The sequence below is a fragment of the Methylobacterium sp. yr668 genome (assembly GCF_900116245.1).
Taxonomy (GTDB): domain Bacteria; phylum Pseudomonadota; class Alphaproteobacteria; order Rhizobiales; family Beijerinckiaceae; genus Methylobacterium.
Window position 1 is genome coordinate 387974 of the sequence record NZ_FOZY01000002.1, and the last position, 25655, is coordinate 413628.

Sequence of the window (25655 nt, forward strand, 5' to 3'; positions counted from 1 at the left end):
TCCCGCCACGCGCGTCCGGGAGCAGGGCTCACTCGAGCCGTGCCCGATCGGGCGCGCTTGGCCTGAGAAGGCCCACGATGCCCAAACGCACCGACATCTCCTCGATCCTGATCATCGGTGCGGGTCCGATCATCATCGGACAGGCCTGCGAGTTCGATTATTCCGGCACCCAGGCCTGCAAGGCGCTCCGCGAGGAGGGCTACCGCATCGTCCTGGTGAACTCGAACCCCGCGACCATCATGACCGACCCGGACATGGCGGACGCGACCTACGTCGAGCCGATCACCCCGGAGATCGTCGCCAAGATCATCGAGAAGGAGCGCCCCGACGCGATCCTGCCCACGATGGGCGGCCAGACGGCGCTCAACTGCGCCCTGTCGCTGCAGAAGATGGGCGTGCTCGCGAAGTACGGCGTGCAGATGATCGGCGCCACCGCCGAGGCCATCGACAAGGCCGAGGACCGGAGCCTGTTCCGCGACGCCATGACCAAGATCGGGCTCGACACCCCGAAATCGGCGCTCGCCAACGCGTCCGCCGCCAAGAAGGCGGACCGTCAGGCCTACCTGGCCGAGATCGCCAGGATCGAGGCGGCGAACAGCGATCCGGCGGCGCGCCAGACCGCGCTGGCGGCCTACGAGAAGAGCTGGGCCGCGGGTGAGACCGAGCGGCGCAAGCGCTACGGTGAGCACGCGATCGGGCAGGCGCTGATCGCGCTGGCCGAGGTCGGCCTGCCGGCGATCATCCGGCCGTCCTTCACCATGGGCGGCACCGGCGGCGGCATCGCGTACAACCGCGAGGAGTTCCTCGACATCGTCGAGCGCGGCATCGACGCGTCGCCGACCAACGAGGTGCTCATCGAGGAGAGCGTGCTCGGCTGGAAAGAGTACGAGATGGAGGTCGTCCGGGACCGGAACGACAACTGCATCATCGTCTGCTCCATCGAGAACATCGACCCGATGGGGGTCCACACGGGCGATTCGATCACCGTCGCGCCGGCGCTGACGCTCACCGACAAGGAATACCAGGTGATGCGCGACGCATCGCTGGCGGTGCTCCGCGAGATCGGCGTCGAGACCGGCGGCTCGAACGTGCAGTTCGCGATCAACCCCGAGAACGGGCGCATGATCGTGATCGAGATGAACCCGCGCGTCTCGCGCTCCTCGGCCCTCGCCTCCAAGGCCACCGGCTTCCCGATCGCCAAGGTCGCGGCCAAGCTCGCGGTCGGCTACACGCTCGACGAGATCGCCAACGACATCACCGGCGGCGCGACCCCGGCCTCGTTCGAGCCGACGATCGACTACGTCGTCACCAAGATCCCGCGCTTCGCCTTCGAGAAGTTCCCGGGCGCCGAGCCGACGCTCACCACCGCCATGAAGTCGGTGGGCGAGGCCATGGCGATCGGCCGCTGCTTCGCCGAGTCGCTGCAGAAGGCCCTGCGCTCGCTCGAGACCGGCCTGACCGGCCTCGACGACATCGAGATCGAGGGGCTCGGCAAGGGCGACGACCACAACGCCATCAAGGCGGCGATCGGCACTCCGACCCCGGACCGGCTGCTCAAGGTCGCGCAGGCCCTGCGGCTCGGCGTCAGCCACGAGCAGGTCTACGCCTCCTGCAAGATCGACCCGTGGTTCCTCGAGCAGCTCCAGGCGATCATCGACCTCGAGAACCGCGTGAAGGCCCACGGCCTGCCGAAGACGGCCGGCGCCTTCCGCCAGCTCAAGGCCGCCGGCTTCTCGGATGCCCGCCTCGCGGTGCTGGCCAAAACCGACGAGGCCGCCGTCAGCGCGGCCCGGCGCGCCCTGGCGGTGCGGCCGGTCTACAAGCGGATCGACACCTGCGCGGCCGAGTTCAAGTCGCCCACCGCCTACATGTACTCGACCTACGTGGCGCCGTTCGCGGGCGCGGTCGTGGACGAGGCGGAGCCCTCGGATCGCAAGAAGGTCGTGATCCTCGGCGGCGGCCCGAACCGGATCGGCCAGGGCATCGAGTTCGATTATTGCTGCTGCCACGCCTGCTTCGCGCTGTCGGACGCCGGCTACGAGACCATCATGGTCAACTGCAACCCGGAGACGGTCTCGACCGACTACGACACCTCGGACCGGCTCTACTTCGAGCCGCTGACCGCCGAGGACGTGCTGGAGATCATCGAGACCGAGCGGCAGGCCGGCACCCTGCACGGCGTGATCGTGCAGTTCGGCGGCCAGACCCCGCTGAAGCTCGCCCGCGCCCTCGAGGCCGCCGGCGTGCCGATCCTCGGCACCTCGCCCGACGCGATCGACCTCGCCGAGGACCGGGACCAGTTCAAGCGGCTCCTCGACAAGCTCGCGATGAAGCAGCCGAAGAACGGCATCGCCTACTCGGTCGAGCAGAGCCGGCTGGTGGCCGAGACGCTCGGCCTGCCCTTCGTGGTCCGCCCGAGCTACGTGCTCGGCGGCCGCGCCATGGCGATCATCCGCGACGAGACGCAGTTCGCCGACTACCTGCTCGACACGCTGCCGAGCCTGATCCCCTCCGAGGTGAAGGCCCGCTACCCGAACGACAAGACCGGCCAGATCAACACGGTGCTGGGCAAGAACCCGCTCCTGTTCGACCGCTACCTGTCGGACGCGGTCGAGGTCGATGTCGACGCGGTCTGCGACGGCAAGGACGTGTTCATCGCCGGCATCATGGAGCACATCGAGGAGGCCGGCATCCATTCCGGCGATTCGGCCTGCTCCCTGCCGCCGCGCTCGCTCTCGGCCGAGATCGTGGACGAGCTGGAGCGGCAGACCAAGGCCATGGCGCTGGCGCTCAACGTCGTCGGCCTGATGAACGTGCAGTACGCCATCAAGGACGGCACGATCTACGTGCTGGAGGTGAACCCCCGCGCCTCGCGCACGGTGCCGTTCGTCGCCAAGGTCATCGGCGAGCCGATCGCCAAGATCGCGGCCCGGATCATGGCGGGCGAGCCGCTCGCGACCTTCGGCCTGAAGCCCAAGACCCTGCCGCACATCGCCGTGAAGGAAGCGGTCTTCCCCTTCGCCCGCTTCCCCGGCGTCGACGTGCTGCTCGGACCGGAGATGCGCTCCACCGGCGAGGTGATCGGGCTCGACGCCAGCTTCGGCGTGGCCTTCGCCAAGAGCCAGCTCGGCTCGGGCACCCAGGTACCGAAGGCGGGGGCCGTCTTCGTCTCGGTGCGGGATGCCGACAAGGCCCGCATCCTGCCGACCATGAAGCTCCTGTCCGATCTCGGCTTCACCATCCTGGCGACCGGCGGCACGCAGCGCTACCTCGCGGAGAACGGCGTTCCGGCAGAGCGGATCAACAAGGTTCTGGAGGGCCGGCCGCACGTGGTCGACGCGATCAAGAACGGCGGGATCCACCTCGTCCTGAACACCACCGAGGGGGCCGGCGCCCTGTCGGACTCGCGCTCGCTCCGGCGCGCGGCCCTCTTGCATAAGGTGCCGTATTACACCACTCTAGCCGGCGCGATGGCCGCGGCCGAGGGGATCAAGGCCTATCTAGAAGGCGATCTCAAGGTCCGCGCGTTGCAGGAATACTTCGCGGCCTGAACCTCAGGGTTCCGCTGACTTCATTTCATGGCCCGGGGAGAGTGCTGCACTCTCGGCCGGGCCTCTTCATTGTGGCGCGAGACGATGGCGATAGACAAGGTTCCGATCACGGTGCGCGGGCTGGCAGCCCTCGAAGAGGAGCTGAAGCACCGCCAGCAGGTGGAGCGCCAGCGCATCATCCAGGCGATCGCGGAGGCCCGCGCGCTCGGCGACCTGTCGGAGAACGCCGAGTACCACGCCGCCAAGGAGGCGCAGTCCCACAACGAGGGCCGCGTCCTCGAACTGGAGAGCATGATCGCGCGGGCCGAAGTGATCGACGTCACGAAGCTCTCGGGTGACAGGATCAAGTTCGGCGCCACCGTGAAGCTCGTCGACGAGGACACGGAGGAGGAGAAGACCTACCAGATCGTGGGAGAGCCGGAGGCCGACGTGCGCTCGGGCCGGGTCTCGATCACCTCGCCGATCGCCCGCGCGCTGATCGGCAAGGGCGTCGGCGACACGGTCGAGGTCACCACGCCCGGGGGCGGCAAGTCCTACGAGGTCGTCGCCGTCCAGTACGGCGGCTGAGCCGATGCGCCCGCGTACGTGGGGCCGGCTCGCCGGCCTGCTCCTCGGTGCCGTCGCGGGGTCCGCGGCGGCGAGCGACTTTCCGCCGACTCCGGTCTTCTCCGACGTCAGGGTCGACGTGCGGCCGCTCCTGAACAAGGGCGCGGGGCTGCAGGCCGAGGCGCTGGCCGGCGACCTGACCGACGCCCTGCGGAAGAACTTCGCCGGTCGGATCGGCGGCCGCGGGCCGCGCCTCGTCGTGGTCGTGACGAGCCTGTCGCTCCGGCCCTATGTCGGCAGCGGCTCCCTGCGCGGCCTGGGCGGCAACTTCGAGACCGACTACATGGAGGGCGAGGCGCTGCTCGTCGGGCCCAAGGGGCAGGTGCTCGGGCGCTACCCGCAGATGACCGCGACGCCGTCGAGCTACGGCGGCGCGTGGTACGATCCGCAATTCGAGCAGCGCCGGCTCGCCGCCATCGCCGACATCTACGCCCAGTGGCTCGCCCGCGACCTGCCGCGGGATTAGAAGGCGGCCGCCGGCCCCGGTCGGCAGCGTGGGGCGTATCCGGTGAGGAGCATGGCAAGCATCGACGTGTCGGAGGCGCAGAGCGCGCCGGTCAGCAATTCGGACCCGCGGCGCGAGCGCCTGCCCGAGCTCGCCCGCGCCCGCGCCTGGATCGTCACGGACGGCAAGGCCGGCGACGAGAACCAGTGCGTCGGCATCGCCGAGACCCTGGGTCTCGACTTCGAGATCCGGAAGGTGCCGGCCTCAGGACCATTCGGCTGGATGGCGCCCTGGGGGCCGATCGACCCGCGCGAGGGCCCGCGCCGCCGGGCCGGCGCCCTGTCGGGCCCCTACCCCGACATCCTGATCGCCTCCGGCCGCCGGTCGGTCCCGTACCTGCGGACCGTGCGGCGCGCGACCGGCGGCCGGACCTTCACGGCCTTCCTGAAGGATCCGCGGACCGGCGCCGACAGCGCCGACTTCATCTGGGTGCCGGATTACGACGATCTGCGCGGTCCCAACGTCTTCACCACGCTCACGGCGCCGCACCTCGTCACCGCGGCGCGCCTGGCCGCGGCCCGGGCCCGGCCGGATCCGCGGCTCGCGCGCCTCGACGGCCCGCGGGTGGCGGTGCTGGTCGGCGGCGACAGCCGTCACCTGAGCTACCGCAAGACCGACATGAACCGCCTCGTGGAGGATCTGCGCGGGCTGGCCGCGCAGGGCTGCCGGCTGATGGTGACGATCTCCCGCCGGACGCCGAACCCGCTCCGCGACGCCGTGAAGGTGCTCGCCGCCGAGACTGGTGGGTTCCTCTGGGACGGGAGCGGCGACAACCCCTACGTGGCCATGCTGGCGCTCGCCGAGGCGATCGTCGTGACCTCCGACTCGGCCAACATGGTGAGCGAGGCGGTGTCCACCGGCGCGCCGGTCCTGCTGTTCGACCTGCCGCGTACCTATATCCGGCATCGGCGCATGTTCGCCGGGCTGGCGATCGCCGGGGCGCTGCGACCGTTCACCGGTCAGTTGGCAGATCTGACGTACAAGCCGATCGATGCGACTCCGGTGATCGCCCGGGCGCTCGCCGACGCCTATGCCGCGCGCCGCGCGGCCGGACCGGCCTGAGGAGACCGAGACAGATGGCCCACACCCACGCCAAGCTCGTCATCATCGGCTCGGGACCCGCCGGCTACACGGCGGCGATCTACGCCGCCCGCGCCATGGTCGAGCCGCTGCTGATCTCCGGCTTCCAGCCGGGCGGCCAGCTCATGATCACCACCGATGTCGAGAACTACCCGGGCTTCGCCGAGGCCATCCAGGGCCCCTGGCTGATGGAGCAGATGCGCCTCCAGGCCGAGCACGTCGGTACCCGGATCGTCTCGGAATACATCACGAAGGTCGATCTCAAGCAGCGGCCGTTCCGCCTCGAGGCCGATTCCGGCGAGACCTACTCGTGCGACGCCCTGGTCATCGCCACCGGGGCGCAGGCCAAGTGGCTCGGCATCCCGTCCGAGGCGGCGTTCCAGGGCGGCGGCGTCTCGGCCTGCGCGACCTGCGACGGTTTCTTCTTCCGCGGCAAGGACGTCGTGGTGGTCGGCGGCGGCAACACCGCGGTCGAGGAGGCCCTGTACCTCGCCAACATCGCCAGCAAGGTGACGGTGGTCCACCGCCGCGACAGCTTTCGCGCCGAGCGGATCCTTCAGGAGCGCCTGTTCAAGCACCCGAACGTCGAGGTGCTGTGGCACCGCGAGATCGCCGAGATCTGCGGCGTGCAGAAGCCGGCACCGAACGTGACGCACGTCCGTCTCAAGGATCCGCGCTCGGGCGAGATCAGCGAGGTGAAGGCCGACGGCGTGTTCGTGGCGATCGGCCATCAGCCGGCGACCGCCATCTTCGAGGGGCAGCTGCCCATGCGCCACGGCGGCTATCTCACCGTGAAGCCCGGCACGACCGAGACCGAGATCCCGGGCGTGTTCGCCGCCGGCGACGTCACTGACGACGTCTACCGCCAGGCGATCACCGCCGCCGGCATGGGCTGCATGGCGGCGCTGGAGGCGGAGAAGTTCCTGGCCAATCTCGAGATCGGTGAGAGCCCGGTCCAGGCCGCCGCGGCGGAATGACGGCCGGACGGGCCTCCGCACCTCCCGCGCGAAGCCGTCAGGCCCCGCATTTCAACAAGTTCGCGCTGCTTATGCTTGCGCAGGACCATGCGCCGTGTGCATAGGAGTGCTGACTGCGCCGGGATGCACCGATTGCATGCCCGCGCGGTGTCGGGAGCGGCCATCCGCACGCGGCACCGCGCAGTTCGCCCGGTGATCTGCCCGCCGCTTCGCGCCCCTTCTCCACCCCGGGCGCGACCCGCGGGCGCGCGCTGGTAGGGGTTCTCGCCTTGGACTGGGACAAGATCCGGATCTTCCTCAACGTCGCGGAGGCGGGGAGCTTCACCAAGGCGGGTGACGATATCGGGCTCAGCCAATCGGCGGTCAGCCGCCAGATCAGCGCCCTGGAGCGCGAGCTCAAGGCGCCGCTCTTCCATCGCCACGCCCGCGGCCTCCTGCTCACCGAGCAGGGCGACCTGCTGTTCCGCGCCGCGCGGGACATGAAGCTGCGCCTGGAGAATACCCGGGCGCGCCTCGTCGAGACCTCCGAGCGGCCGACCGGCGACCTCAAGGTCACCACCACGGTCGGCCTCGGCACGTCCTGGCTGTCGCAGCGGGTCGGCGAGTTTCTCGACCTCTACCCGGACGTGCGCATCGAGCTGATCCTCACCAACGAGGAGCTCGATCTGGCCATGCGCGAGGCCGACGTGGCGATCCGCATGCGCCGCCCGGCGCAGCCGGACCTGATCCAGCGGCGGCTGTTCACCGTGCACTACCACGCCTTCGCCAGTCCGGATTACGTGAAGCGGTTCGGCGAGCCCAAGACCATCGAGGAGCTCGACGACCACCGCCTTGTCTCCTTCGGCGGCAACGAGCCATCGTACCTGCTGGCCGCCCACTGGCTCGCCGATGCGGGCCGCGAGGGCCGCGAGCGTCGCCAGGTCCACCTGACGGTGAACAATATCGGCGCCCTGCAGCGCGCCATGGAGGCCGGCGCCGGCATCGGCATCTTGCCCGATTACGCGGTGGATGGCGGCCAGCAGCTCGTGCAGGTGCTGCGCGAGACCGAGATGCCGAGCCTGGAGAGCTACCTCGTCTACGCCGAGGAGATGCGCTCGGTCGCCCGGGTGCAGGCGTTCCGCGACTTCCTCGTCTCGAAGGCGCAGCGCTGGACCTACTGAGCATCCGATGGTTGGATCCGGCTCCTCACGGAGACGATTCGATGCGCGCTGCTCTCTACGCTCTGATCCTCGTCGCGGGCTCCACCGGCGCGATGGCGGATGACTGCGCGGAAGCTTGGTACCAACGCAACCTGATCTACAAGCAGGCCGGCTACTGCTTCACCACGCCGCGCGCGGTCCGGACCTTCGGCAACGCCGATTGCCGGTTCGACGCCATGGATCGCGTGCCGCTCTCGCGCCAGGAGCAGGCGACGGTGGCGGATCTGCAGGCCTTCGAGCGGGCCCATGCCTGCCCGCGCTAGGCCGCGGATTGTCGACCTCGTCGGCCGGGCAGCGTAGGAGCCGCGTCGTCGCTGCGGAAGCCGCGCCAGATCAGCGCGGCTCCGGCAGGCCCGTGCTCACACGAACAGGCGCTCGCCTTCGAGGCCCTTGTAGAGGCCGGCGACCTGCTCGCTGTAGCCGTTGTAGATCAACGTCGGTACGCGCTGATCGGTGCCGAGGACGCGCTCGGTCGCCTGGCTCCAGCGCGGGTGCGGCACGGCCGGGTTCACGTTGGCCCAGAAGCCGTACTCCGAGGCCTGCAGGCCCTCCCAGAAGGTCTTCGGCCGGTCGGCCGTGAACGAGATCTTCACCAGCGACTTGGCCGACTTGAACCCGTACTTCCACGGCACCGCGACGCGGATCGGCGCCCCGAACTGGTTGGGCAGCGGCTTGCCGTAGATCCCCGTGACCATGAAGGCGAGGTCGTTCCCGGCCTCAGCCAGGGTCAGGCCCTCCGTGTAGGGCCAGGGATAGAAGAACGCCCGCTGGCCGGGCGCCATCGCCTTGTCCATGAAAGTCTCGAAGCGGATGTACTTCGCGCCGGAGGCGGGCTTGGCCAGCGCCACGAGCTTCGCCAGCGGGAATCCGGTCCAGGGCACCGCCATCGACCACGCCTCGACGCAGCGGTGACGGTAGAGACGCTCCTCCAGGCCGACCTTCCGGATCAGGTCGTCGATGCCGATCTCGAACGGCTTCTCGACGAGCCCGTCGATCTTCAGGGTCCAGGGCTGCGTCTTGAGGGCGTTGGCCGCCGGCAGCACCGTCTTCGACGTGCCGAACTCGTAGAAATTGTTGTAGTCGGCGCTGAAGCGCTCCGGGGTCAGGGGGCGGTCGAGCGTGTAGGCGGGGTTCTGCGGCGCCGGGTAGAGCGGCTGGTCGCCCGCCGCCGCGAGGGCCGCGCGCCCACCCAGGAGCGAGCCGGCCGCGAGCCCGGCCGCGCCGCCGATCAGGGCCCGCCGATTGAGGAACACGGCTTCCGGCGTCGCCAGATGCTCCGGAATCTCCCAGCCGCGCCTGCGCTTGATCAACATGGCCGTCTCCTCGGATCTCCTGCCTGCACAACCCACAGATCGGCCGCGGCCGACAGGGGCGCAAGCGCCGCAGCCTCACCTTTCGGCGAACGGCGCGCAGGAGTTACGCCGCCCGTGAGCGGCACCGGGACGCAGGCCGTCCGCCGCGCGGACGACGCTCAGGCCGGCGGCGTCTCGTCGCGCAGCATCCGCCGCAGCACCTTGCCGACATTGGTCTTCGGCAGGGTCTCGTGGAGCACCACGCGGCGGGGAACCTTGTAGCCGGTGAGCTGGGTGCGGGCATGCGCCCGCAGGATATCGGTGGAGACCGACGGGTCCTTCAGGACCACGTGGGCCACCACCATCTCGCCCGTCTCCTCGCTCGGCGCGCCGACCACCGCGCATTCGAGCACGGCCGGGTGGGCCGCCAGCACGTCCTCGACCTCGTTCGGATAGACGTTGAAGCCGGAGACGAGGATCATGTCCTTCATCCGGTCGACGATCCGGACCTGGCCGTCCGCCTGCAGGATCGCGACGTCGCCCGTCCGGAAGAACCCGTCCGCGGTCATCGCCCGCGCGGTCTCCTCCGGCCGATTCCAGTAGCCGCGCATCACCTGCGGGCCGCGCACGCAGATCTCGCCCGGCTGCCCGGCCGGGAGGGGTTCGCCGGAGACGGCGCGGATCGAGACCTCCGTGGAGGGCAGCGGGTAGCCGATCGTGCCGGAGAAGTCGCGCATGCCCCGCGGGTTGACGCACACGACCGGCGAGGTCTCCGACAGGCCGTAGCCCTCGATGATCGTGTTGCCGGTCAGGGCCTTCCAGCGCTCGGCCACCGCCCGCTGGACGGCCGTGCCGCCGCCGACCACGAAGTCGAGGTGGGCGAAATCCACCGTGCCGATCTTCGGATGGTTGATCAGGACGTTGAACAGCGTGTTCACGCCCATCAGGTGGGTGAAGCGCGTGCGGCTCAGGGTCTTGACCATGCCGTCGCAGTCGCGCGGATTGGGGATCAGCAGGCAGGAGCCGCCGCTGCGCATGAACTGGAAGAAGCACGCGGTGAGCGCGAAGATGTGGTAGAGCGGCAGCGCCGTGACCACGCAGCGCGCGACGCTCGGATCCTTCGAGTTGAACCAGAGCTGCGACTGCTCGACGTTCGCCATGATGTTGCGGTGGCTCAGCATCGCCGCCTTGGCTATGCCGGTGGTGCCCCCGGTGTATTGCAGGAAGGCGAGGTCCTCCGGGTCGACCGCGGCGGACGCGCGCGGCATCGTCCGGCCCTGGCGGAGCACGGTGGCGAACGGGATCGCCAGCCCTTCCGGCAGGCGGAACGGCGGCACCGCCTTGCGGACGTGCCGGCTCGCGAGGTTGATCACCCGCCCCTTCAGCCCCAGCCCGTCGCCCGGACCCACGAGGACGACCCGCTCCAGGGCCACGTCCGGCAGCGCCGCCGCGATGGTGGCGCCGAAATTCTCCAGGACGATCAGGATCCGCGCGCCGGAATCGTTGATCTGCTGCACGCATTCCCGGGGCGTGTAGAGCGGGTTGGTGTTGACCACCGTTCCCCCCGCCAGGAGGACGCCGAAGATCGCCACGGCGTAGGCTGGGACGTTCGGCAGCATGATCGCCACGCGGTCGCCCTTCGCCAGACCCTGTCCGCGCAGCCAGGCCGCGAGGTCGCGCGCCTGCTGGCCGAGGGTCGCGTAGGTCATGGTCGAGCCGAAGCACAGCATCGCTGGCCGGCTTGCGAAGGCGGTCACGCTGGTCTCGAACAGGTCGACCAAGGTCCCGAGGCCCGCGACGTCGATCTCCGCCGGCACGCCGGGCGGATAGAAGGGCAGCCAGGGCCGGTCGGAGGCCCCGTGGCCCGGCATCGCTCCGGCCGTGGCGGCTCGAGCGCCGTGCTCCATCACGTTCGCCTCATGCATCGCGATGCCTCCCGCGGGCCCGACTCTCGGGGGCCGAGTCCCGCAACGCCTGTCGCGCGGACTCTGCGGGAACGGAGGCCGGCCCGCAAGGCAGGGGGGTCAGAGGGCTGGACGATGCCGGCGCAATGTCGCCAGCACGGTGTGGGGCAGGGCCGCCGCGATCAGCAGGCCGGCGGCGAGCGCGGCCTCCTCCGGCCGCATGGCCCGCCGGGGCCAGGGGCCGACGCCCAGGTCGCCGGCGAGGCCGATCAGGATCGCGCCGAGCCACAGGGTCAGGAAGGCGAGCGCGCCGTAGCCGACCCGGCGCAGCCGCGGCCGCAGGGGCCGGTTGGCCGCGACCGCGAACAGGCCGAGGACGCCGCCGAACGTCAGCGCGCCCACGGCGGCGCCGAGCCCGTAGGCCAACCACAGGGGCTGGTGGGTGAGGAAGGCCATGCCCCCAGTGGCGAAGGCGCCGCGCAGGACGAGGCCGCCGAAGGTCGGGTAGAGCCCGGCGGCGAGGAGCGCGGCCGCGCCCGCCAGTCCGAACACGATCCGGCGCGGCGCGGAGCCCGGGCCCGGGCCCGTCGCCACCCGCGCGAGGTGGCCGAGCCCGTAGACCAGCGCGAAGGCGAAGAGCGGGTAGCGGGCGATGAAGTAGCCGAAGATCCAGGGCTCGAGGGCCTCCGGCACGGCGTCGCGCTGGCTCAGGCCGGTCGCCGCGACGAGAGCCAGGGCGGCCAGCATGGCGAGGATCGGCCCCGCCGCCGTCAGGACGCCGCTCGTGCGGCCTCCGGACGTCCCGGCGCACGGGGGGCCGACCCGGTCGAGCGCGGCGTTGGCGTGTGCGGCCATGTTGGGATCACCCGGAGAGGCGCGCGGGGTCGGGACCGCCGCGGCAGCCTCAGCGGGCCTCGTAATGGTCGCGGATCAGCCGGTCGAGGAGGCGCACACCCCAGCCTGCGCCCCAGCTGCGGTTGATCTCGCTGGCGTTCGACGACATCGCGACGCCGGCGATGTCGAGATGCGCCCACGGAACGTCCTCGACGTAGCGCTTGATGAACGACGCCGCGGTGGCGGCGCCGCCGTGGCGGCCGCCGGTGTTCTTCATGTCGGCGAACTTGGAATCGATCGCCTTGTCGTAGGCGGGGATCAGCGGCATCCGCCACACCTTCTCGCCGGTCGCCTCGCCGGCGGCGTGGATGTTGCCCGCCAGCGTGTCGTCGTTCGAGAACATGCCGGCGATGTCCTGGCCCAGCGCCACGATGATCGCGCCGGTCAGCGTCGCGAGGTCGACGATCGCCTTGGGCTTGGTGCTGCGGATGACGTGGGTGATCACGTCGGCCAGCACCAGCCGGCCCTCGGCGTCGGTGTTGATCACCTCGATGGTCTGGCCCGACATGGAGGTCAGGATGTCGGACGGGCGGTACGAGCCGCCGTCCGGCATGTTCTCCACGATGCCGATGGCGCCGACCACGTTGCAGCGCGCCTTGCGGGCGGCGAGCGCGTGGAGCGCGCCGACGACGGCGGCGGCGCCGCCCATGTCGCCCTTCATGTCCTCCATGCCGCCGCCCGGCTTGATCGAGACGCCGCCGGAATCGAACACGACGCCCTTGCCGATGAGGGCGACGGGCGCCTCGGCCGCGGGGCCGCCGTTCCAGCGCATGATCACGATCCGCGGCTCGCGGGCCGAGCCCTGCGCCACCGCGAGCAGCGCGCCCATGCCGAGTTCCCGCATCCGGGCCGGCTCCAGCACCTCGATCTCGACTCCGAGCTTGGCGAGTTCCGAGGCGCGGCGGGCGAACTCAGCCGGGAAGAGCACGTTCGGCGGCTCGTTCACGAGGTCGCGGGCCAGGACCACGCCGTCGGACAGGCTCTTGGCGCCCTCGCCCTCGCGGGCGGCCGCGCCGTGATCGGCGAGCAGCAGGGTCAGCGCGGTGACGGTCTTGTCGTCGGCATCGGGCTTCTTTTTGGTCTTGTAGCGGTCGAACGCGTAGGTCCGCAGGCGCGCGCCGAGAGCGAACTCGCCGGCCTGCGCCGCCGTGACCGTCGCGCCCGGCCAGTCGAGCACGACCCGGGCGGTCCGTCCCGCCACCTTGCCGGCTGTGAAGCCGCCGAGCGCCGGCCAGTCGGTCTTGGCCCGGTCCTTCTCCGAGCCCAGGCCCACGACCACGAGGCGGTCGGCACCGACGCCCGCCGGGGCCGGCAGGGACAGGGCGCTGAGCGAGCGGCCCTTGAACTTCTCGGAGGCCGCGGCGCGGGCCACGAGATCCGTCCCGGAGGCGCCGAGTGCCTCGCGGGCAGCCGACCCGAGCGACAGGTCGTCGCCGACGAAGACCACGAGATCGCCGGATCCGCCGGGGCCCTGGCCGCTCTGCTCCAGGGGACCGAAACCGATCTCGATACCGTCCGCCATACCCGTCGCCCTGCCCGTTATTCCGGAGCCGTACTACGCACCCGCGCGCCGAGGCGCGGGCGATCCGCCCTGTGTAGCCGCTGAGACGGAGAACGCAACGCGGCGTGACAGCCCTGGAATCGCCCCTTTTGTCGGGTCCCTGCCGCCTCGAGGGCGCGAGAGGACGAGCGGGACTGCCGGGCCGATGAGGCAGATCGAGCGCTACATCTTTCGGATCGCCCTGGGCGCCACCCTCGCCTGCCTGATCGGGCTGACGGGCACCATCTGGCTGACCCAGGCCCTGCGCGAGCTCGATCTCGTGACCGCCAAGGGCCAGACGCTGCTGGTCTTCCTCTTCGTCACCGGCCTGTCGCTGCCGACCCTCGTCGTCGTCATCGCCCCCGTGGCGCTGTTCATCGGCACGATCTACGCGCTCAACAAGCTGAACGGCGATTCCGAGCTGATCGTCATGTCGGCGGCCGGGATGCCGCCGCGCTCGCTGCTGCGGCCCTTCCTCACCCTGGCGCTGTTCGTCAGCTTCCTGGTGGGATTCCTGGTCGTGGTGGTCATGCCCGCGAGCTTCCAGGAGCTGCGCGACGTGATCACCCGGGTGCGCGGCGACTTCATCGCGAACGTCGTCAAGGAAGGGCAGTTCACCCAGCTCGACAACGGCATCACCTTCCACTTCCGCGAGCGCGGGCCGGGCGGCACCCTCAAGGGGCTGTTCATCCAGGACCGGCGCGAGGCCGGGAAGACCAAGGTCTACCTCGCCGAGCGCGGCAACGCGGTCGACGTCGACGGCCAGAGCTACCTGATCCTGGAGAACGGCAGCGTCCACCAGCAGCAGAAGGACTCGCGCGATTCCTCGATCCTGACCTTCGAGCGCTACACGATCGACCTCGCGGCCTTCGCGCCCCCGGATTCCGACACGATCTACAAGCCGCGCGAGCGCTCGACGGCGCAGCTCCTGTTCCCCGACACGACGGAGGGTTACTACAAGCTGCAGAAGGGCCGGTTCCGCGCCGAGCTGCACGACCGACTCTCCGCCTGCCTCTACCCGCTGGCGCTGGTCTTCATCGCCTTCGCGGCTCTGGGCGATCCCCGCACGACCCGGCAGGGGCGCGGCGTCGCGATCGCCGGCGCGATCGTCGCCGTCGTGGCGCTGCGCATCGGTGGCTTCGCGGCGGTCAGCGCCGCCGCGCGCAGCCCCGCGGCGGTCCTGGCGGTCTACGGCGTGCCGCTGCTCGCGATCCTCCTGTCGAGCCTCCTCATCTTCTACGGGCCTCGGGTGCGCGCCTTCAACGCCGCCCTGGCCCGCGCCGTCCGCGGCCGGTTCCGCGGCCCGCGCCTCGCGCCGGCGGCCTGAACCCGATGATGCTGATCGGTCCCACTCTCGGGCGGTACTTCGCCGCCCGGTTCCTCCGCACGGTGCTCGGTGTCTTCATCACCGTGTTCGCGCTGGTCTACACGCTCGACTTCGTCGAGCTGCTCCGCCGCGCCGGCGAGGCCCAGGGCGCGTCCGCCGGCCTGATGGCGCAGCTCTCGCTCTACCGCACCCCCGCGGTGGCGGAGGGCGTCCTGCCCTTCGCGGTCCTGTTCGGCTCCATGGCGGCCCTGCTCCAGCTCTCGCGCAAGCTGGAACTGGTGGTCGCCCGCGCGGCCGGGATCTCGGCCTGGCAGTTCCTGCAGCCCGGCTTCTTCGTGGCCCTCGCCCTCGGCGCGCTGGCGGTCGGCGTCTACAACCCGGTCTCCGCGATGCTGAAGCAGCGCTCCACCGAGATCGAGGCGAAGATCTTCGCCAAATCCACCAAGGCGAGTTCGGGCAAGGACCTCTGGATCCGCCAGAAGGGCCTCGACGGCGAGGCGATCCTGCGCGCCGAGACCGCCATCGAGGGCACGACCACCCTGGCGGGCGTGTCGGTCTTCACCTTCGACGACGCCGGCAAGTTCGCCGAGCAGCTCGTCGCGGCCCGCGCGACGCTCCACGACGGCTACTGGGAGCTCTCCGATGTGCGCGTTCTCACACAGGGCACACCGCCTGAGTCGTTCGACACCTACCTGATCGCCTCGAACCTCGACCCCGGACAGGTGCGTCAGGGGTTCACCCCCCCGGAATCTGTGCCTTTCTGGCAACTTCCCACAACCATCGCGCGGACCGAGCGGGCCGGTTTGGACGCCACCCGCTACCGTCTCCAGTACGATGTCCTGTGGGCGCGGCCGGTGCTGTTCGTGGCCATGGTCATCGTCGCCGCAACCGTTTCCTTACGGTTCTTCCGCTTTGGTGGTGTCGGTAAACTCGTCCTCGGTGGCGTCGCGGCCGGCTTCGCCCTCTACGTGGTCCGACAGGTCATGGAGGGGCTCGGAGCGTCCGGACTCGTCGCCGCACCGGTGGCGGCCTGGTTCCCGGCCGTGGTAGGCAGTCTTCTCGGTACGCTCACGCTTCTGTACCAGGAAGACGGCTGACTTCCGCGATCCTTCGCGGGACGGGAGACGGGTGTTGAGGTTGGTGGCGGCAGACGTCACAGGGGTTGGGACGCGCGTTGCGTAAGGTCGCCGACATCCTGCGGAAGGCTGGTTTCCGGGCCGCGCTGGCGTTCGCCGCGCCGCTGGCCGGGGGCCTGTCCGCCCATGCCCAGGGCCTGCCCGCCGTCGCGGCCGGGAAGCCCGGCGACAAGCTGCTCGTCGAGGCCGACGAGCTGATCTACGACAACGACCGCGGCACCGTGACGGCCCGGGGCAACGCCGAGCTGCATTACGGCCCTCGGACCCTGCAGGCCGACCGCGTGCGCTACGACCGGAATTCCGGCCGGGTCTTCGCCGAGGGCAATGTCCGCCTCACCGAGGCCGACGGCGGCGTCGTGACCGGCGCGCGCATGGAGCTCACCGACGACTTCAAGACCGGCTTCGTCGACGCCTTCCGCGGGCAGCAGACCGTGCAGCGGAAGTTCGAGACGGTGCGCACCCGCTTCTCCGCGCCGCGGGCCGAGCGCCTGAACGGCGAGCAGACGAGCTTCGAGTCCGGCAGCTACACGGCCTGCGAGCCGTGCAAGGACAACCCTGAGACGCCGCCGCTGTGGCAGATCAAGGCGAAGAAGATCATCCACGACAACGAGACCCACACGGTCTACTTCGACGACTCGACGCTCGAGATCGCCGGCATCCCGGTGGCCTACCTGCCGTATTTCGAGGCGCCGGACCCGACGGTGAAGCGCAAGACCGGCTTCCTGACGCCGCGCTTCGTCACGACGACCGCGCTCGGCAACGGCGTGTCGCTCCCGTACTTCATCAACCTCGCGCCGAATTACGACCTGACGCTGACGCCGACCCTGCTCAGCCGCCAGGGCCTGCTCGCGCAGGGCGAGTTCCGCCAGCGGATCGACAACGGCTTCTACAACATCCGCCTGTCGGGCATCTCGCAGACGACGCCCTCGGCGTTCCTGCCGAGCCCCCTCGGCGCCGGCGAGCGCGACTTCCGCGGCTCCGTCGAATCGCAGGGCCGGTTCTACATCAACCCGCGCTGGCGCACGGGCTGGGACCTCGTCGGCGTGACCGACAAGTGGTTCCTCGACAATTACCGGATCCGCAACCAGAACATCACCACGGACTATTTCCGTGAGGCCACCTCGACGGCCTTCCTGATCGGCCAGGGCGACCGCTCGTGGTTCGAGGCGCGGGGCTACTACTTCAAGGGTCTGTCGAGCTTCGACTGGCAGAAGCAGCAGCCGATCGTGGCGCCGGTGATCGACTACGACAAGCGGATCAACGGCCCATCGGAGATCGGCGGCGAGGTGCGCTTCCAGGCGAACATCACCAGCCTGACCCGCGAGACCACGCAGTACCAGGGCCTGCCGCGGACCTCGAGCTACCTGTTCTCGCCGAGCGTCAACGGCGTCAGCTTCCCGCTGTACCAGACCTGCACGGTCTTCCAGCGCGGCCTGTGCGCCATCGACGGGCTCGCCGGCACGAACACCCGCGCCTCCGCGGAGCTGTCCTGGCGCCGCAGCTTCATCGACGATCTGGGCCAGAAATTCACGCCCTTCGCGTACCTGCGCACGGACGCGTTCTTCAACAGCACGAGCTTCTCGGGCTACCAGAATGACCTCGTCCCGCAGGTCGCGCACGTCGATCAGGGCTTTGCCGGGCGGGTCATGCCGGCGATCGGCCTCGACTACCGCTACCCGTTCGTCGCCAATTTCGGCGCCCTCGGCGTCCACACCCTGGAGCCGATCGGCCAGATCATCGCGCGCCCGTCGGAGACCCGGATCGGCCGCCTGCCGAACGAGGACGCGCAGAGCCTCGTCTTCGACGACACCTCGCTGTTCGAGTGGGACAAATTCTCGGGCTACGACCGGGTCGAGGGCGGCGTGCGCACCAATCTCGGCGGCCAGTACTCGGTCGTGACCCCGTCCGGCTGGTACGCGAACGTCCTGTTCGGCGAGTCCATCCAGCTCGCGGGCGTCAACTCGTTCCGCCGCGGCGACATCGCCAACACCGGCCTCGATTCGGGGCTCGAGACGCAGCGCTCGGACTTCGTCGGGCGTTTCCAGGTCTCGCCGAACCAGAACATCACGTTCATCAGCCGGGCCCGGTTCAACCAGTCCGACTTCCACGTGGCGCGGTTCGAGACCGGCGCGACGGCGCGGTTCGCGCCGTTCCTGCCGCTCACCGTCTCGGCCTTCTACTCGTACTACGAGGCGCAGCCTCTGCTGGGCTACAGCCACTACCGCGAGGGCATCACCGCCACCGCGACCTACAACATCACGCCGAACTGGTTTGTGTCGGGCTCGCTGCTCGTCGACCTGACCCACTACCTCGACGTGCGCAACACCTACACGGACGCGCTGAGCTCGTACCTGGCGAACCCGATCGGGACGGTGCCGATCTACCAGAATCCGGGCCGCTTCTACCTGTCGGGCGCGAGCTTCGGCGGCGGCTACCAGGACGAGTGCACCACCGTCTCGCTGAACTACATCAACTCGCCGATCGCGACCGCGACGGGCGTCCGCGAGCGCAACCAGACGGTGCTGCTTCGGGTCGAGCTGAAGACCCTGGGCGAGGCCGACCTGCGCCAGAACGTCGGGACCGCCACCACCGCCGACGGCATCGCCTCGATCCGCTGAGGAACCGGGACCGGCGGCGCGCCGATCCGGCGCGTCGCCCGCCGCGATCCCGCCGCTCGGTCTGAGCCGCCGAGGATGCGCCCGCGCCGCGCGGGCGCTATAGAGCGCCCATGCCGCCCCTCGCCCTCACCCTCGGAGATCCCGCCGGCATCGGACCGGAGCTGGCGCTCAGCGCGTGGCTCGGGCGCGGCGGGGCGGATCCGCTGCCGCCGTTCTTCTTGGTGGCCGATCCCGACTTCGTCGAGCGCCTCGCCCACCGCCTCGACCGCCCCGTCCCGGTGGCGGAGGTCGATCCCGAGACGGCCGCCGAGGTATTTCCGCGCGCGCTCCCCGTGGTGCCCTTGCCGAGCGGCGCCCGCGTCGCGGCCGATCCCGGCGTCCCCGATTCCGGCAACGCCGGCGCGACCATCGAGTCGATCACCGCGGCGGTGGAGTTCGTGAAGGCCGGGCGTGCGAGCGCGGTGGTGACCAACCCGATCGCCAAGTTCGTGCTGACCCGAACGGGCTTCGCCCATCCCGGGCACACCGAGTTCCTGGCCGCCCTCGCGGTGCCGCCCGGCGTGACGCCGCCCCGGCCGGTGATGATGATCTGGAGCGCCGGCCTCTCGGTCGTGCCGGTGACGATCCACGTGCCGCTGAGGGACGTGCCGGACCTGCTCACCCAGGAACTCGTCGAGGAGACCGCCGCGATCGTCGCTCGGGACCTGCGGGAGCGGTTCGGCCTGCCCGAGCCGCGCCTCGTCCTCGCCGGCCTGAACCCGCACGCGGGCGAGGCCGGAACGATCGGCCGCGAGGACCGCGACGTCCTCGCCCCCGCGGTGGCGCGTCTGCGGTCGCGGGGCATCGACATCCGCGGGCCGCTCCCCGCCGACACCCTGTTCCACGCCCGCGCCCGCGAGACCTACGACGTCGCCCTCGCGCCCACGCACGATCAGGCCCTGATCCCGATCAAGACGATCGCGTTCGACGACGGCGTGAACGTCACCCTCGGCCTGCCCTTCGTGCGCACCTCGCCGGACCACGGGACGGCCTTCGACATCGCCGGCCAGGGCGTCGCCCGGCCGGACAGCCTCGTGGCGGCCCTGCGCCTCGCCGACCGGCTGGCCGCCAACGCGGCGGCGCGGAGCGAGGCCCCCGCCGGGGCCGAGATCATCCCGTTCAGCGTCTATGCCGGCCGTCCCCGGCCCGTCGGCGCCTGCCACTTCGATCCCGAGGACGAGCTGTGAGGCAGCCAGCATGAGCGCCGGGGACGGTCTTCCCCCGCTGCGCGAGGTCGTCGCCCGCCACGGCCTGGAGCCGAAGAAGGCGCTCGGCCAGAACTTCCTCTACGACCTCAACCTGACCGGCCGGATCGCCCGGGCGGCCGGTCCGCTCGCGGGGGTGACCGTGGTGGAGGTCGGGCCGGGCCCGGGGGGCTTGACCCGCGCGCTCCTCGCCGAGGGCGCCGCCCGCGTCGTGGCGATCGAGCGCGACCCGCGCGCCCTGCCGGCCCTCGCCGAGATCGCCGCCCACTATCCCGGCCGGCTCGAGGTGGTCGACGCCGACGCCCTCGCCTTCGACCCGCGGCCGCTGGTGGGCGAGGCGCCGGCGCGGATCGTCGCCAACCTGCCCTACAATGTCGGGACCGCCCTGCTCACCGGCTGGCTCGACGGCGAGGTCTGGCCGCCCTGGTGGGACCTCGCCGTGCTGATGTTCCAGCGGGAGGTCGCCGAGCGGATCGTCGCCGGCCCGGAGGAGCGGGCCGATTACGGCCGGCTCGGCGTCCTCTGCGGCTGGCGCACGGAGGCCGAGATCCTGTTCGACGTCAGCCCCTCGGCCTTCGTGCCGCCACCCAAGGTGACCTCGAGCGTGGTCCGGCTGGTGCCGCGCGCCCAGCCCCTGCCCTGCCGCGCCGGCGCGCTCGAAGCCGTCACCCGGGCGGCCTTCGGCCAGCGGCGGAAGATGTTGCGCCAGAGCCTCAAGGCCTTGACGCCCGAGGCCGGCGCCCTGCTGGCCGCCGCCGGCCTGTCCGAGACCGCGCGCGCCGAGGAGATCCCGGTGTCCGGGTTCGTCGATCTCGCCAATCGGTGGGACGCGCACAGAAAGGCCGGCGCCCCGGTGAGGACGCCGGCCTGACGGAGAGCCGTGGCTCCGGCCCGGAGGCCGGAGCGCTGCCGGGTCAGCGGGTCTGCTGGATCGCCGAGAGCACCCAGCCGCGGCCGGGCTGGCGCAGGAACGTCCAGAGCTCCGTCGCCTCGGACGAGTCCGTGGAGACGACGCGGCCGCTCGACCGCTCGATCATCACGTCCTTGAGGGCGTAGCGCATGGCCACGGTCGCGTAGTCGGTGCGGTCCTCGCCCCAGGCCTCCGCGAGGTCGCCCTGCAGCAGCTTCACGTCCGAGATCTTGTTCACCACGCCGCGGGAGGCGTTGCCGCGCAGCTCCTCGTCGAAGTAGCTGACCATCTCGGGCGTCGACAGGTTGCCCAGGGTCACCCGATCCTCGCGCGAGTAGGCGTCCTGGATGTCGCCGAGCAGGCGCTCGAAGGCCTGGTAATCGGCCGGGCCGATCTGCACCGGGCGCGTCTGCGGCGGGCGCTGCCCACCGCCGAACATGCCGCCGGGAGCCGGGCCGCCCGGAGCGCCGCCCGAAGCGCCACCCATCGGGCCGCGGGCGCCCGGCTGATCGTCGAGCGACGAGCGGACGTAGGGCGCGCCGGCGCCGGCCGGCTCGTTCCGGCGGCGGAAGAACCGCAGGGCCAGCATCACCACGAGCACGACGAGACCGACCTGGAACAGCAGGCCGATCATCGAGGCGAGGCCGCCGAGGCCGCCGAAGAAGCCGCCGCCGAGCAGCGCGCCGATCAGGCCGGCGCCGAGCAGGCCCGCGAAGAAGCCGCCGCCGAAGCGGCGACCGGGCGCGGCCGGGGCCTGCATGCCGGGGCTGCCCATGCCGGGCGAAGGCGCGGTCTGCGAGCGCTGCATCGTCGTGCCGCCGCCGGGGGCGGTCGGCGTGGCGGAGGGCGCCGTGTAGGTGCGCGAGCCGCGGGACCCGACGGACCCGCCGCCGCCCGGACGGGCTTCCACGACGGGTGCCGCGACGGTCAGCGCAGCGGCCAGCGCCAGGAGGGCGGCCACACGCCGGCGGCGCGAAATCTCAGTAAACATGTACACGCCTCAGAGGACGAGAACCGGGTGGCGCGGAGCGCCAGTGACGATATGGGAACGGTCGGGCAGCGGTTTTAGTCCTGGCCGCCGTCGCCCGGGCGACGTTTTCCACCGGATCGGTGCTGCGCATTCCGAGCCCGCCCGTCGCGCCCATCGCGTGAATGGCACGGCTCTAGTGGAGCGTGCGCTCCGGGGCGGCCGGGAAGGAGAGGCGCACCTGCGTCCCCTCCCCGCTGCGGCTGTCGAGGGTGATGGTCCCGTTCTGCCGCTTCATGAGGCCGTGGACGATCGCGAGGCCCGCGCCGCGCCCGGCCTCGTGGCTGGTCTGGAACGGGGCCAGGGCCCGGGCGAGCATCTCGGGCGACATGCCCTGCCCGGTGTCGCCGACCGCGATCCCGACGCTCCCCTGGCCCGGCTGCTGCAGGGAGCGGTCGCCGGGATCCACCCGGAAGGTCGACAGGGTCAGCGTCCCGCCCGACGGCATCGCCTCGCAGGCATTGGCGACGAGATGCCGCAGGGCGAACTCGATCTGCGTGGGATTGCTGATCGCCCGCGGCAGGCCCGGCGTCGCCGCCACGGTGAGGCGGATCCCGGGCGGCAGGTCGGGCTCGAGGCGGGCGGCGAGGTCGGCCACGATGGCGTCGAGGTCGACCGACCGGACGTCCGGCGCGATGCGGCGTGAGTAGGCGAGCAGGTGCCGGGTCAGGATCGCCGCGCGCTCGGTGGCGTCGGCCGAGCGGGCGATCGCCCGCTGGACGAACGGCTCCTGCCGGTCCCCGAGCCGCCGCTTGAGGCCGTCGATGTAGCCGATCAGGATCTGCAGGAAGTTGTTGAACTCGTGGGCGACGCTGTTGGTCAGGAGTCCCAGCGCCTCGCGCTGGCGGGAGAGCGCGAGCGCGCCCTCGGCCTCGCGCCGGGCCGTCTCGTCGCGGATCTGGCCGATGCGGAACGGGGTTCCGGGCAGGGCCGCCGTCTCCAGGCGGGCCCAGAAGCTCGTCCCGTCCGCGCGGCTGGCCAGGAATTCCTGAGGCTCGGTGCCGGCGGGGTCGAGGGGCGCCGTGCGCTGCGCCAGGATCAGGTCGAGTCCCTGCGCGACGAGCCGCTCCGCCGGGTAGCCGGCGATCCGCTCCAGGGCGGGATTGGCGTGGCGGACACGGCCCTGCGGATCGAGCACCAGGCTGGGCGTCGGCAGCGCGTCGAGGAGCGCGCGGGCCTCGTCCGCCAGCGACCCGCCTTCGGCCGCGCTGTGATCCGTCCCGGGCTGCGCCATGCTGCGTTCGCGCTCAGCGGATGCGGAAGGTCCGCGACGGGCCAGCGATAGCGATGAACGGCCTCACGGCCAAGCGTGGATCCGCGGGTGGATCCGCGCGTCGATCGGCGTGCCGACCCGTCCGGGCACCGCCTACTGGCGCACCCACATCACCCGGGCCATCCAGGCCACCTCGCCGAGATTGAGGACCCGGTCCTCGTGCTCGGGGTTCAGGGAGGCCAGTTCCACGGTCCGGGCGGTACGCCGCCGCAGCTCCTTGGCCAGGACCTCGCCGCCGTGCAGGCGGACCACGACGCGGTCGCCCTTGCGCACGCTGGCCGTCGGCGACACGATCAGGACGTCGCCGTCCCGGAACAGCGGCAGCATGGAATCGCCCTGGATCTCCAGCGCAAAGGCCCGCTCCTCGCCGAGATCCGGAAACTCGATCTCCTCCCAGCCGGCGCCCCCGGTGGGCATGCCCTCGTCGGTGAACAGGCGGCCGGCCCCGGCCTGGGTCAGGCCGATCAGCGGCACCATCGTGCGGGCGGGGATCTCGCGGGCCTCGATGAGCCGCAGGAACTCGTCGAGGCTCGAGCCTGTGGCGGCCAGGACCTTCGACACGGATTCGGTGGACGGCCAGCGCTTGCGGCCGTCGGCGCCCACGCGCTTCGACCGGTTGAAGCTGGTCGCGTCGAGGCCGGCGCGGCGGGCGAGGCCCGAGGCCGAGTAGCCGTGGCGCTCTGCGAGCCGGTCGATGGCGTTCCAGATCTGCTCGTGCGACAGCATAGCGGGCTCGGAAGCTCAGCCTGAGCGGGCCGGCACCCCCGTCTCACCAGCCGGGATCCGGCTGCCTCGGAGGCACGGAGACGGTTCGCCCGCCGGGTCCGTTCGACACCCGCCGGGTACGCGCGGAGATACTTGACAATCTGCTTTCCGGATCCGCTCTGCCGGTCCGGACGGGACTGTGTGACGTCCAGCCTAGTCGTAGGAAAGTAGAACTACGGGCGGCAGATTGCAATCGCTCCTCGAATCGGGCGGGGCGCGGCGCGGTTGCCGCCGCGGCCCCGCGCCTCTATCGCAGCGTCGTCTCCGGGGAGCTTCGATGCCGCTCATCTACAAGATCTGTCCGCGCCCTCTGTGGCGCGAGGCTGAGGCCGCGGGCCGGTTCACGGGCGCCCCGATCGATCATCAGGACGGCTTCATCCATTTCTCGACGGCCGCCCAGGTCGCCGAGACGGCGGCCCGGCACTTCGCCGGGCAGGACGACCTGCTCCTCGTCGCGGTCGAGGCCGACGCCCTCGGCGACGGCCTGCGCTACGAGCCCTCTCGCGGCGGCGACCTGTTCCCGCACCTCTACGGCCCGCTGCCGCTGTCCGCCGTGGTCGCGGTGGACGATATGCCGCTGGGCGCCGACGGCCGGCACGCCTTCCCGGCCGGGATCCTGCCGGCATGATCGCGGCCGCCTTCCCCCTCGTCAGACCGCTGCTGCACCGCCTCGACGCGGAGCGCGCGCACGACCTGACCCTCGCCGCCCTGGCGCTCCTGCCTGCGGGGCCGCGGCCGGCGGACGACCCGCGCCTCGCCGTCGACCTGCTCGGCCGCCGCTTCCCCAACCCGGTCGGCCTCGCGGCCGGCTTCGACAAGGGCGCGCGCGTTCCCGACGCGCTGCTGGGCCTCGGCTTCGGCTTCGTCGAGGTCGGCGGGGTCGTGCCGCGGCCCCAGCCCGGCAACCCGCGGCCGCGGGTCTTCCGCCTCCCCGACGACCGCGCCGTGATCAACCGCTTCGGCCTCAACAGCGAGGGGCTGGAGGTGGTGGCCGACCGTCTGCGCGCCCGGAGGGGGCGGCCCGGCATCGTCGGCGTCAACATCGGCGCGAACAAGGAATCCGCCGACCGCCTCGCCGACTACGCCGCCTGCACCGCAGCCCTCGCGCCGCTCGTCGACTTCGTCACGGTCAACGTTTCCTCCCCCAACACGCCGGGCCTGCGCGACCTCCAGGGTGAGGCCTTCCTCGACGAGCTGCTCGCCCGCACGGTCGAGGCCCGGGACGCGGCAGGCGCCGGTGCGGCGATCCTCCTCAAGATCGCCCCCGACATGGCGCTGGACGCCCTCGACGCGGTCTGCGCGACGGCGCAGCGGCGCGGGGTCCAGGCCCTCGTGGTGTCCAACACCACGGTGGCCCGCCCGGCGAGCCTGCGCGAGCAGGGTCTCGCGCGGGAGACGGGCGGCCTCTCGGGGCGGCCGCTCTTCGGCCCGGCGACGCGGATGCTCGCCCAGACGCGCCTGCGCGTCGGGGACGCGCTGCCGCTCATCGGGGTCGGCGGCGTGGATTCGGCCGAGGCGGCCTGGACCAAGATCCGGGCCGGGGCGAGCCTCGTGCAGCTCTACTCGGCGCTGGTCTACGAGGGGCCGGGCCTCGTCGGGCGCATCAAGGACGGGCTCCTGCGGCGCATGAGCGAGGCCGGCATCGCCTCGCTCCGGCAGGTCGTCGGGCGCGACGCCGCCGACCTCGCCCGCGGGGTCTGAGCCGGCGCGGGCGAGCCCGTCGCGGCGCCGCGCCAGACAATTTTTTTCGGGTCGCAGTTTAGAAAGGCTTTGCACAGCGGGAGCTTAGCCTGTGCCCCATGCATGA

At 71.2% G+C, this 25655-nt stretch carries 21 protein-coding genes; 14 read left to right on the top strand and 7 right to left on the bottom strand.

Annotated elements, in window-relative coordinates; genetic code table 11:
- The first annotated feature begins 77 nt into the window (after positions 1–77).
- The 7 genes from carB (at position 78) to BM419_RS04470 (ending at position 8181) form a co-directional block, all read left to right on the top strand.
- Positions 78–3551, top strand: coding sequence for a carbamoyl-phosphate synthase large subunit (carB, locus tag BM419_RS04440; RefSeq protein ID WP_020093537.1), 3474 nt, complete (start codon positions 78–80; stop codon positions 3549–3551).
- Positions 3552–3641: 90 nt separating this feature from the next.
- Entirely contained in the window at positions 3642–4118 is a 477-nt protein-coding gene (gene greA, locus BM419_RS04445) for a transcription elongation factor GreA (protein ID WP_170855149.1), read from the top strand.
- A gap of 4 nt (positions 4119–4122) precedes the next feature.
- Positions 4123–4623, top strand: coding sequence for a hypothetical protein (locus BM419_RS04450; protein ID WP_020093539.1), 501 nt, complete (start codon positions 4123–4125; stop codon positions 4621–4623).
- 51 nt (positions 4624–4674) lie between these two features.
- Positions 4675–5724 (top strand): mitochondrial fission ELM1 family protein, encoded by a 1050-nt coding sequence (locus BM419_RS04455; RefSeq protein ID WP_020093540.1) that lies wholly within the window; start codon positions 4675–4677, stop codon positions 5722–5724.
- Between the two features lie 14 nt (positions 5725–5738).
- Positions 5739–6719 (top strand): thioredoxin-disulfide reductase, encoded by a 981-nt coding sequence (gene trxB / locus BM419_RS04460; protein WP_020093541.1) that lies wholly within the window; start codon positions 5739–5741, stop codon positions 6717–6719.
- Positions 6720–6988: 269 nt separating this feature from the next.
- Positions 6989–7879: a LysR family transcriptional regulator gene (locus BM419_RS04465; protein WP_012317569.1), complete on the top strand. Its 891-nt coding sequence runs from the start codon at positions 6989–6991 to the stop codon at positions 7877–7879.
- Positions 7880–7920: 41 nt separating this feature from the next.
- On the top strand, positions 7921–8181 hold the full coding sequence (locus tag BM419_RS04470; protein ID WP_020093542.1) for a YARHG domain-containing protein: 261 nt from the start codon (positions 7921–7923) through the stop codon (positions 8179–8181).
- Between the two features lie 96 nt (positions 8182–8277).
- Here BM419_RS04470 and msrP read toward each other — a convergent pair whose 3' ends face one another.
- From msrP to BM419_RS04490, 4 genes are all read right to left on the bottom strand, one after another.
- Positions 8278–9231, bottom strand: a complete 954-nt coding sequence (gene msrP, locus BM419_RS04475) for a protein-methionine-sulfoxide reductase catalytic subunit MsrP (protein WP_020093543.1) — start codon at positions 9229–9231, stop codon at positions 8278–8280.
- A gap of 158 nt (positions 9232–9389) precedes the next feature.
- Positions 9390–11081: an AMP-binding protein gene (locus BM419_RS04480; protein ID WP_026604991.1), complete on the bottom strand. Its 1692-nt coding sequence runs from the start codon at positions 11079–11081 to the stop codon at positions 9390–9392.
- 153 nt (positions 11082–11234) lie between these two features.
- Complete coding sequence (locus BM419_RS04485) at positions 11235–11969, bottom strand: hypothetical protein (RefSeq protein ID WP_020093545.1); 735 nt, start codon at positions 11967–11969, stop codon at positions 11235–11237.
- Between the two features lie 49 nt (positions 11970–12018).
- Entirely contained in the window at positions 12019–13530 is a 1512-nt protein-coding gene (locus BM419_RS04490) for a leucyl aminopeptidase (protein ID WP_020093546.1), read from the bottom strand.
- A gap of 184 nt (positions 13531–13714) precedes the next feature.
- On the opposite strand from BM419_RS04490, the gene lptF reads away from it, so the two are divergent.
- The 5 genes from lptF (at position 13715) to rsmA (ending at position 20744) form a co-directional block, all read left to right on the top strand.
- A complete protein-coding gene (gene lptF, locus BM419_RS04495) occupies positions 13715–14875 on the top strand; it encodes an LPS export ABC transporter permease LptF (RefSeq protein WP_020093547.1) in 1161 nt (386 codons plus the stop codon).
- 8 nt (positions 14876–14883) lie between these two features.
- A complete protein-coding gene (gene lptG, locus BM419_RS04500) occupies positions 14884–15972 on the top strand; it encodes an LPS export ABC transporter permease LptG (RefSeq protein WP_026604992.1) in 1089 nt (362 codons plus the stop codon).
- 77 nt (positions 15973–16049) lie between these two features.
- Positions 16050–18629, top strand: a complete 2580-nt coding sequence (locus tag BM419_RS04505) for an LPS-assembly protein LptD (protein WP_020093549.1) — start codon at positions 16050–16052, stop codon at positions 18627–18629.
- 110 nt (positions 18630–18739) lie between these two features.
- The gene (gene pdxA, locus BM419_RS04510; protein ID WP_020093550.1) at positions 18740–19855 is read left to right on the top strand and encodes a 4-hydroxythreonine-4-phosphate dehydrogenase PdxA; all 1116 of its coding nucleotides are present in this window, start codon (positions 18740–18742) and stop codon (positions 19853–19855) included.
- Between the two features lie 10 nt (positions 19856–19865).
- Positions 19866–20744 carry a 16S rRNA (adenine(1518)-N(6)/adenine(1519)-N(6))-dimethyltransferase RsmA gene (gene rsmA / locus BM419_RS04515; protein WP_020093551.1) on the top strand — a complete coding sequence of 293 codons (879 nt, stop codon included), beginning with the start codon at positions 19866–19868 and terminating at the stop codon, positions 20742–20744.
- A 43-nt stretch (positions 20745–20787) separates the two neighbouring features.
- Here rsmA and BM419_RS04520 read toward each other — a convergent pair whose 3' ends face one another.
- From BM419_RS04520 to BM419_RS04530, 3 genes are all read right to left on the bottom strand, one after another.
- Entirely contained in the window at positions 20788–21774 is a 987-nt protein-coding gene (locus BM419_RS04520) for a TIM44-like domain-containing protein (protein ID WP_026604993.1), read from the bottom strand.
- 172 nt (positions 21775–21946) lie between these two features.
- A complete protein-coding gene (locus BM419_RS04525) occupies positions 21947–23044 on the bottom strand; it encodes a two-component system sensor histidine kinase NtrB (RefSeq protein ID WP_020093553.1) in 1098 nt (365 codons plus the stop codon).
- Between the two features lie 132 nt (positions 23045–23176).
- Positions 23177–23809 carry a S24 family peptidase gene (locus BM419_RS04530; RefSeq protein ID WP_012317556.1) on the bottom strand — a complete coding sequence of 211 codons (633 nt, stop codon included), beginning with the start codon at positions 23807–23809 and terminating at the stop codon, positions 23177–23179.
- Positions 23810–24125: 316 nt separating this feature from the next.
- Here BM419_RS04530 and BM419_RS04535 point away from each other — a divergent pair, with 316 nt between their 5' ends.
- Together BM419_RS04535 and BM419_RS04540 are read left to right on the top strand one after the other, a co-directional pair.
- Positions 24126–24476, top strand: coding sequence for a DUF952 domain-containing protein (locus BM419_RS04535; protein ID WP_020093554.1), 351 nt, complete (start codon positions 24126–24128; stop codon positions 24474–24476).
- A complete protein-coding gene (locus tag BM419_RS04540) occupies positions 24473–25549 on the top strand; it encodes a quinone-dependent dihydroorotate dehydrogenase (protein ID WP_020093555.1) in 1077 nt (358 codons plus the stop codon). The genes BM419_RS04535 and BM419_RS04540 overlap by 4 nt, the downstream gene beginning before the upstream one ends.
- The last annotated feature ends 106 nt before the right edge of the window (positions 25550–25655 follow it).

Coding starts and splice junctions, on each gene's coding strand:
- carB (WP_020093537.1), top strand. CDS start 78: ATGCCCAAACGCACCGACATCTCCTCGATCCTGATCATCGGTGCGGGT.
- BM419_RS04450 (WP_020093539.1), top strand. CDS start 4,123: ATGCGCCCGCGTACGTGGGGCCGGCTCGCCGGCCTGCTCCTCGGTGCC.
- BM419_RS04455 (WP_020093540.1), top strand. CDS start 4,675: ATGGCAAGCATCGACGTGTCGGAGGCGCAGAGCGCGCCGGTCAGCAAT.
- trxB (WP_020093541.1), top strand. CDS start 5,739: ATGGCCCACACCCACGCCAAGCTCGTCATCATCGGCTCGGGACCCGCC.
- BM419_RS04470 (WP_020093542.1), top strand. CDS start 7,921: ATGCGCGCTGCTCTCTACGCTCTGATCCTCGTCGCGGGCTCCACCGGC.
- msrP (WP_020093543.1), bottom strand. CDS start 9,231: ATGTTGATCAAGCGCAGGCGCGGCTGGGAGATTCCGGAGCATCTGGCG.
- BM419_RS04480 (WP_026604991.1), bottom strand. CDS start 11,081: ATGCCGGGCCACGGGGCCTCCGACCGGCCCTGGCTGCCCTTCTATCCG.
- BM419_RS04485 (WP_020093545.1), bottom strand. CDS start 11,969: ATGGCCGCACACGCCAACGCCGCGCTCGACCGGGTCGGCCCCCCGTGC.
- BM419_RS04490 (WP_020093546.1), bottom strand. CDS start 13,530: ATGGCGGACGGTATCGAGATCGGTTTCGGTCCCCTGGAGCAGAGCGGC.
- lptF (WP_020093547.1), top strand. CDS start 13,715: ATGAGGCAGATCGAGCGCTACATCTTTCGGATCGCCCTGGGCGCCACC.
- lptG (WP_026604992.1), top strand. CDS start 14,884: ATGCTGATCGGTCCCACTCTCGGGCGGTACTTCGCCGCCCGGTTCCTC.
- pdxA (WP_020093550.1), top strand. CDS start 18,740: ATGCCGCCCCTCGCCCTCACCCTCGGAGATCCCGCCGGCATCGGACCG.
- rsmA (WP_020093551.1), top strand. CDS start 19,866: ATGAGCGCCGGGGACGGTCTTCCCCCGCTGCGCGAGGTCGTCGCCCGC.
- BM419_RS04520 (WP_026604993.1), bottom strand. CDS start 21,774: ATGTTTACTGAGATTTCGCGCCGCCGGCGTGTGGCCGCCCTCCTGGCG.
- BM419_RS04525 (WP_020093553.1), bottom strand. CDS start 23,044: ATGGCGCAGCCCGGGACGGATCACAGCGCGGCCGAAGGCGGGTCGCTG.
- BM419_RS04530 (WP_012317556.1), bottom strand. CDS start 23,809: ATGCTGTCGCACGAGCAGATCTGGAACGCCATCGACCGGCTCGCAGAG.
- BM419_RS04535 (WP_020093554.1), top strand. CDS start 24,126: ATGCCGCTCATCTACAAGATCTGTCCGCGCCCTCTGTGGCGCGAGGCT.
- BM419_RS04540 (WP_020093555.1), top strand. CDS start 24,473: ATGATCGCGGCCGCCTTCCCCCTCGTCAGACCGCTGCTGCACCGCCTC.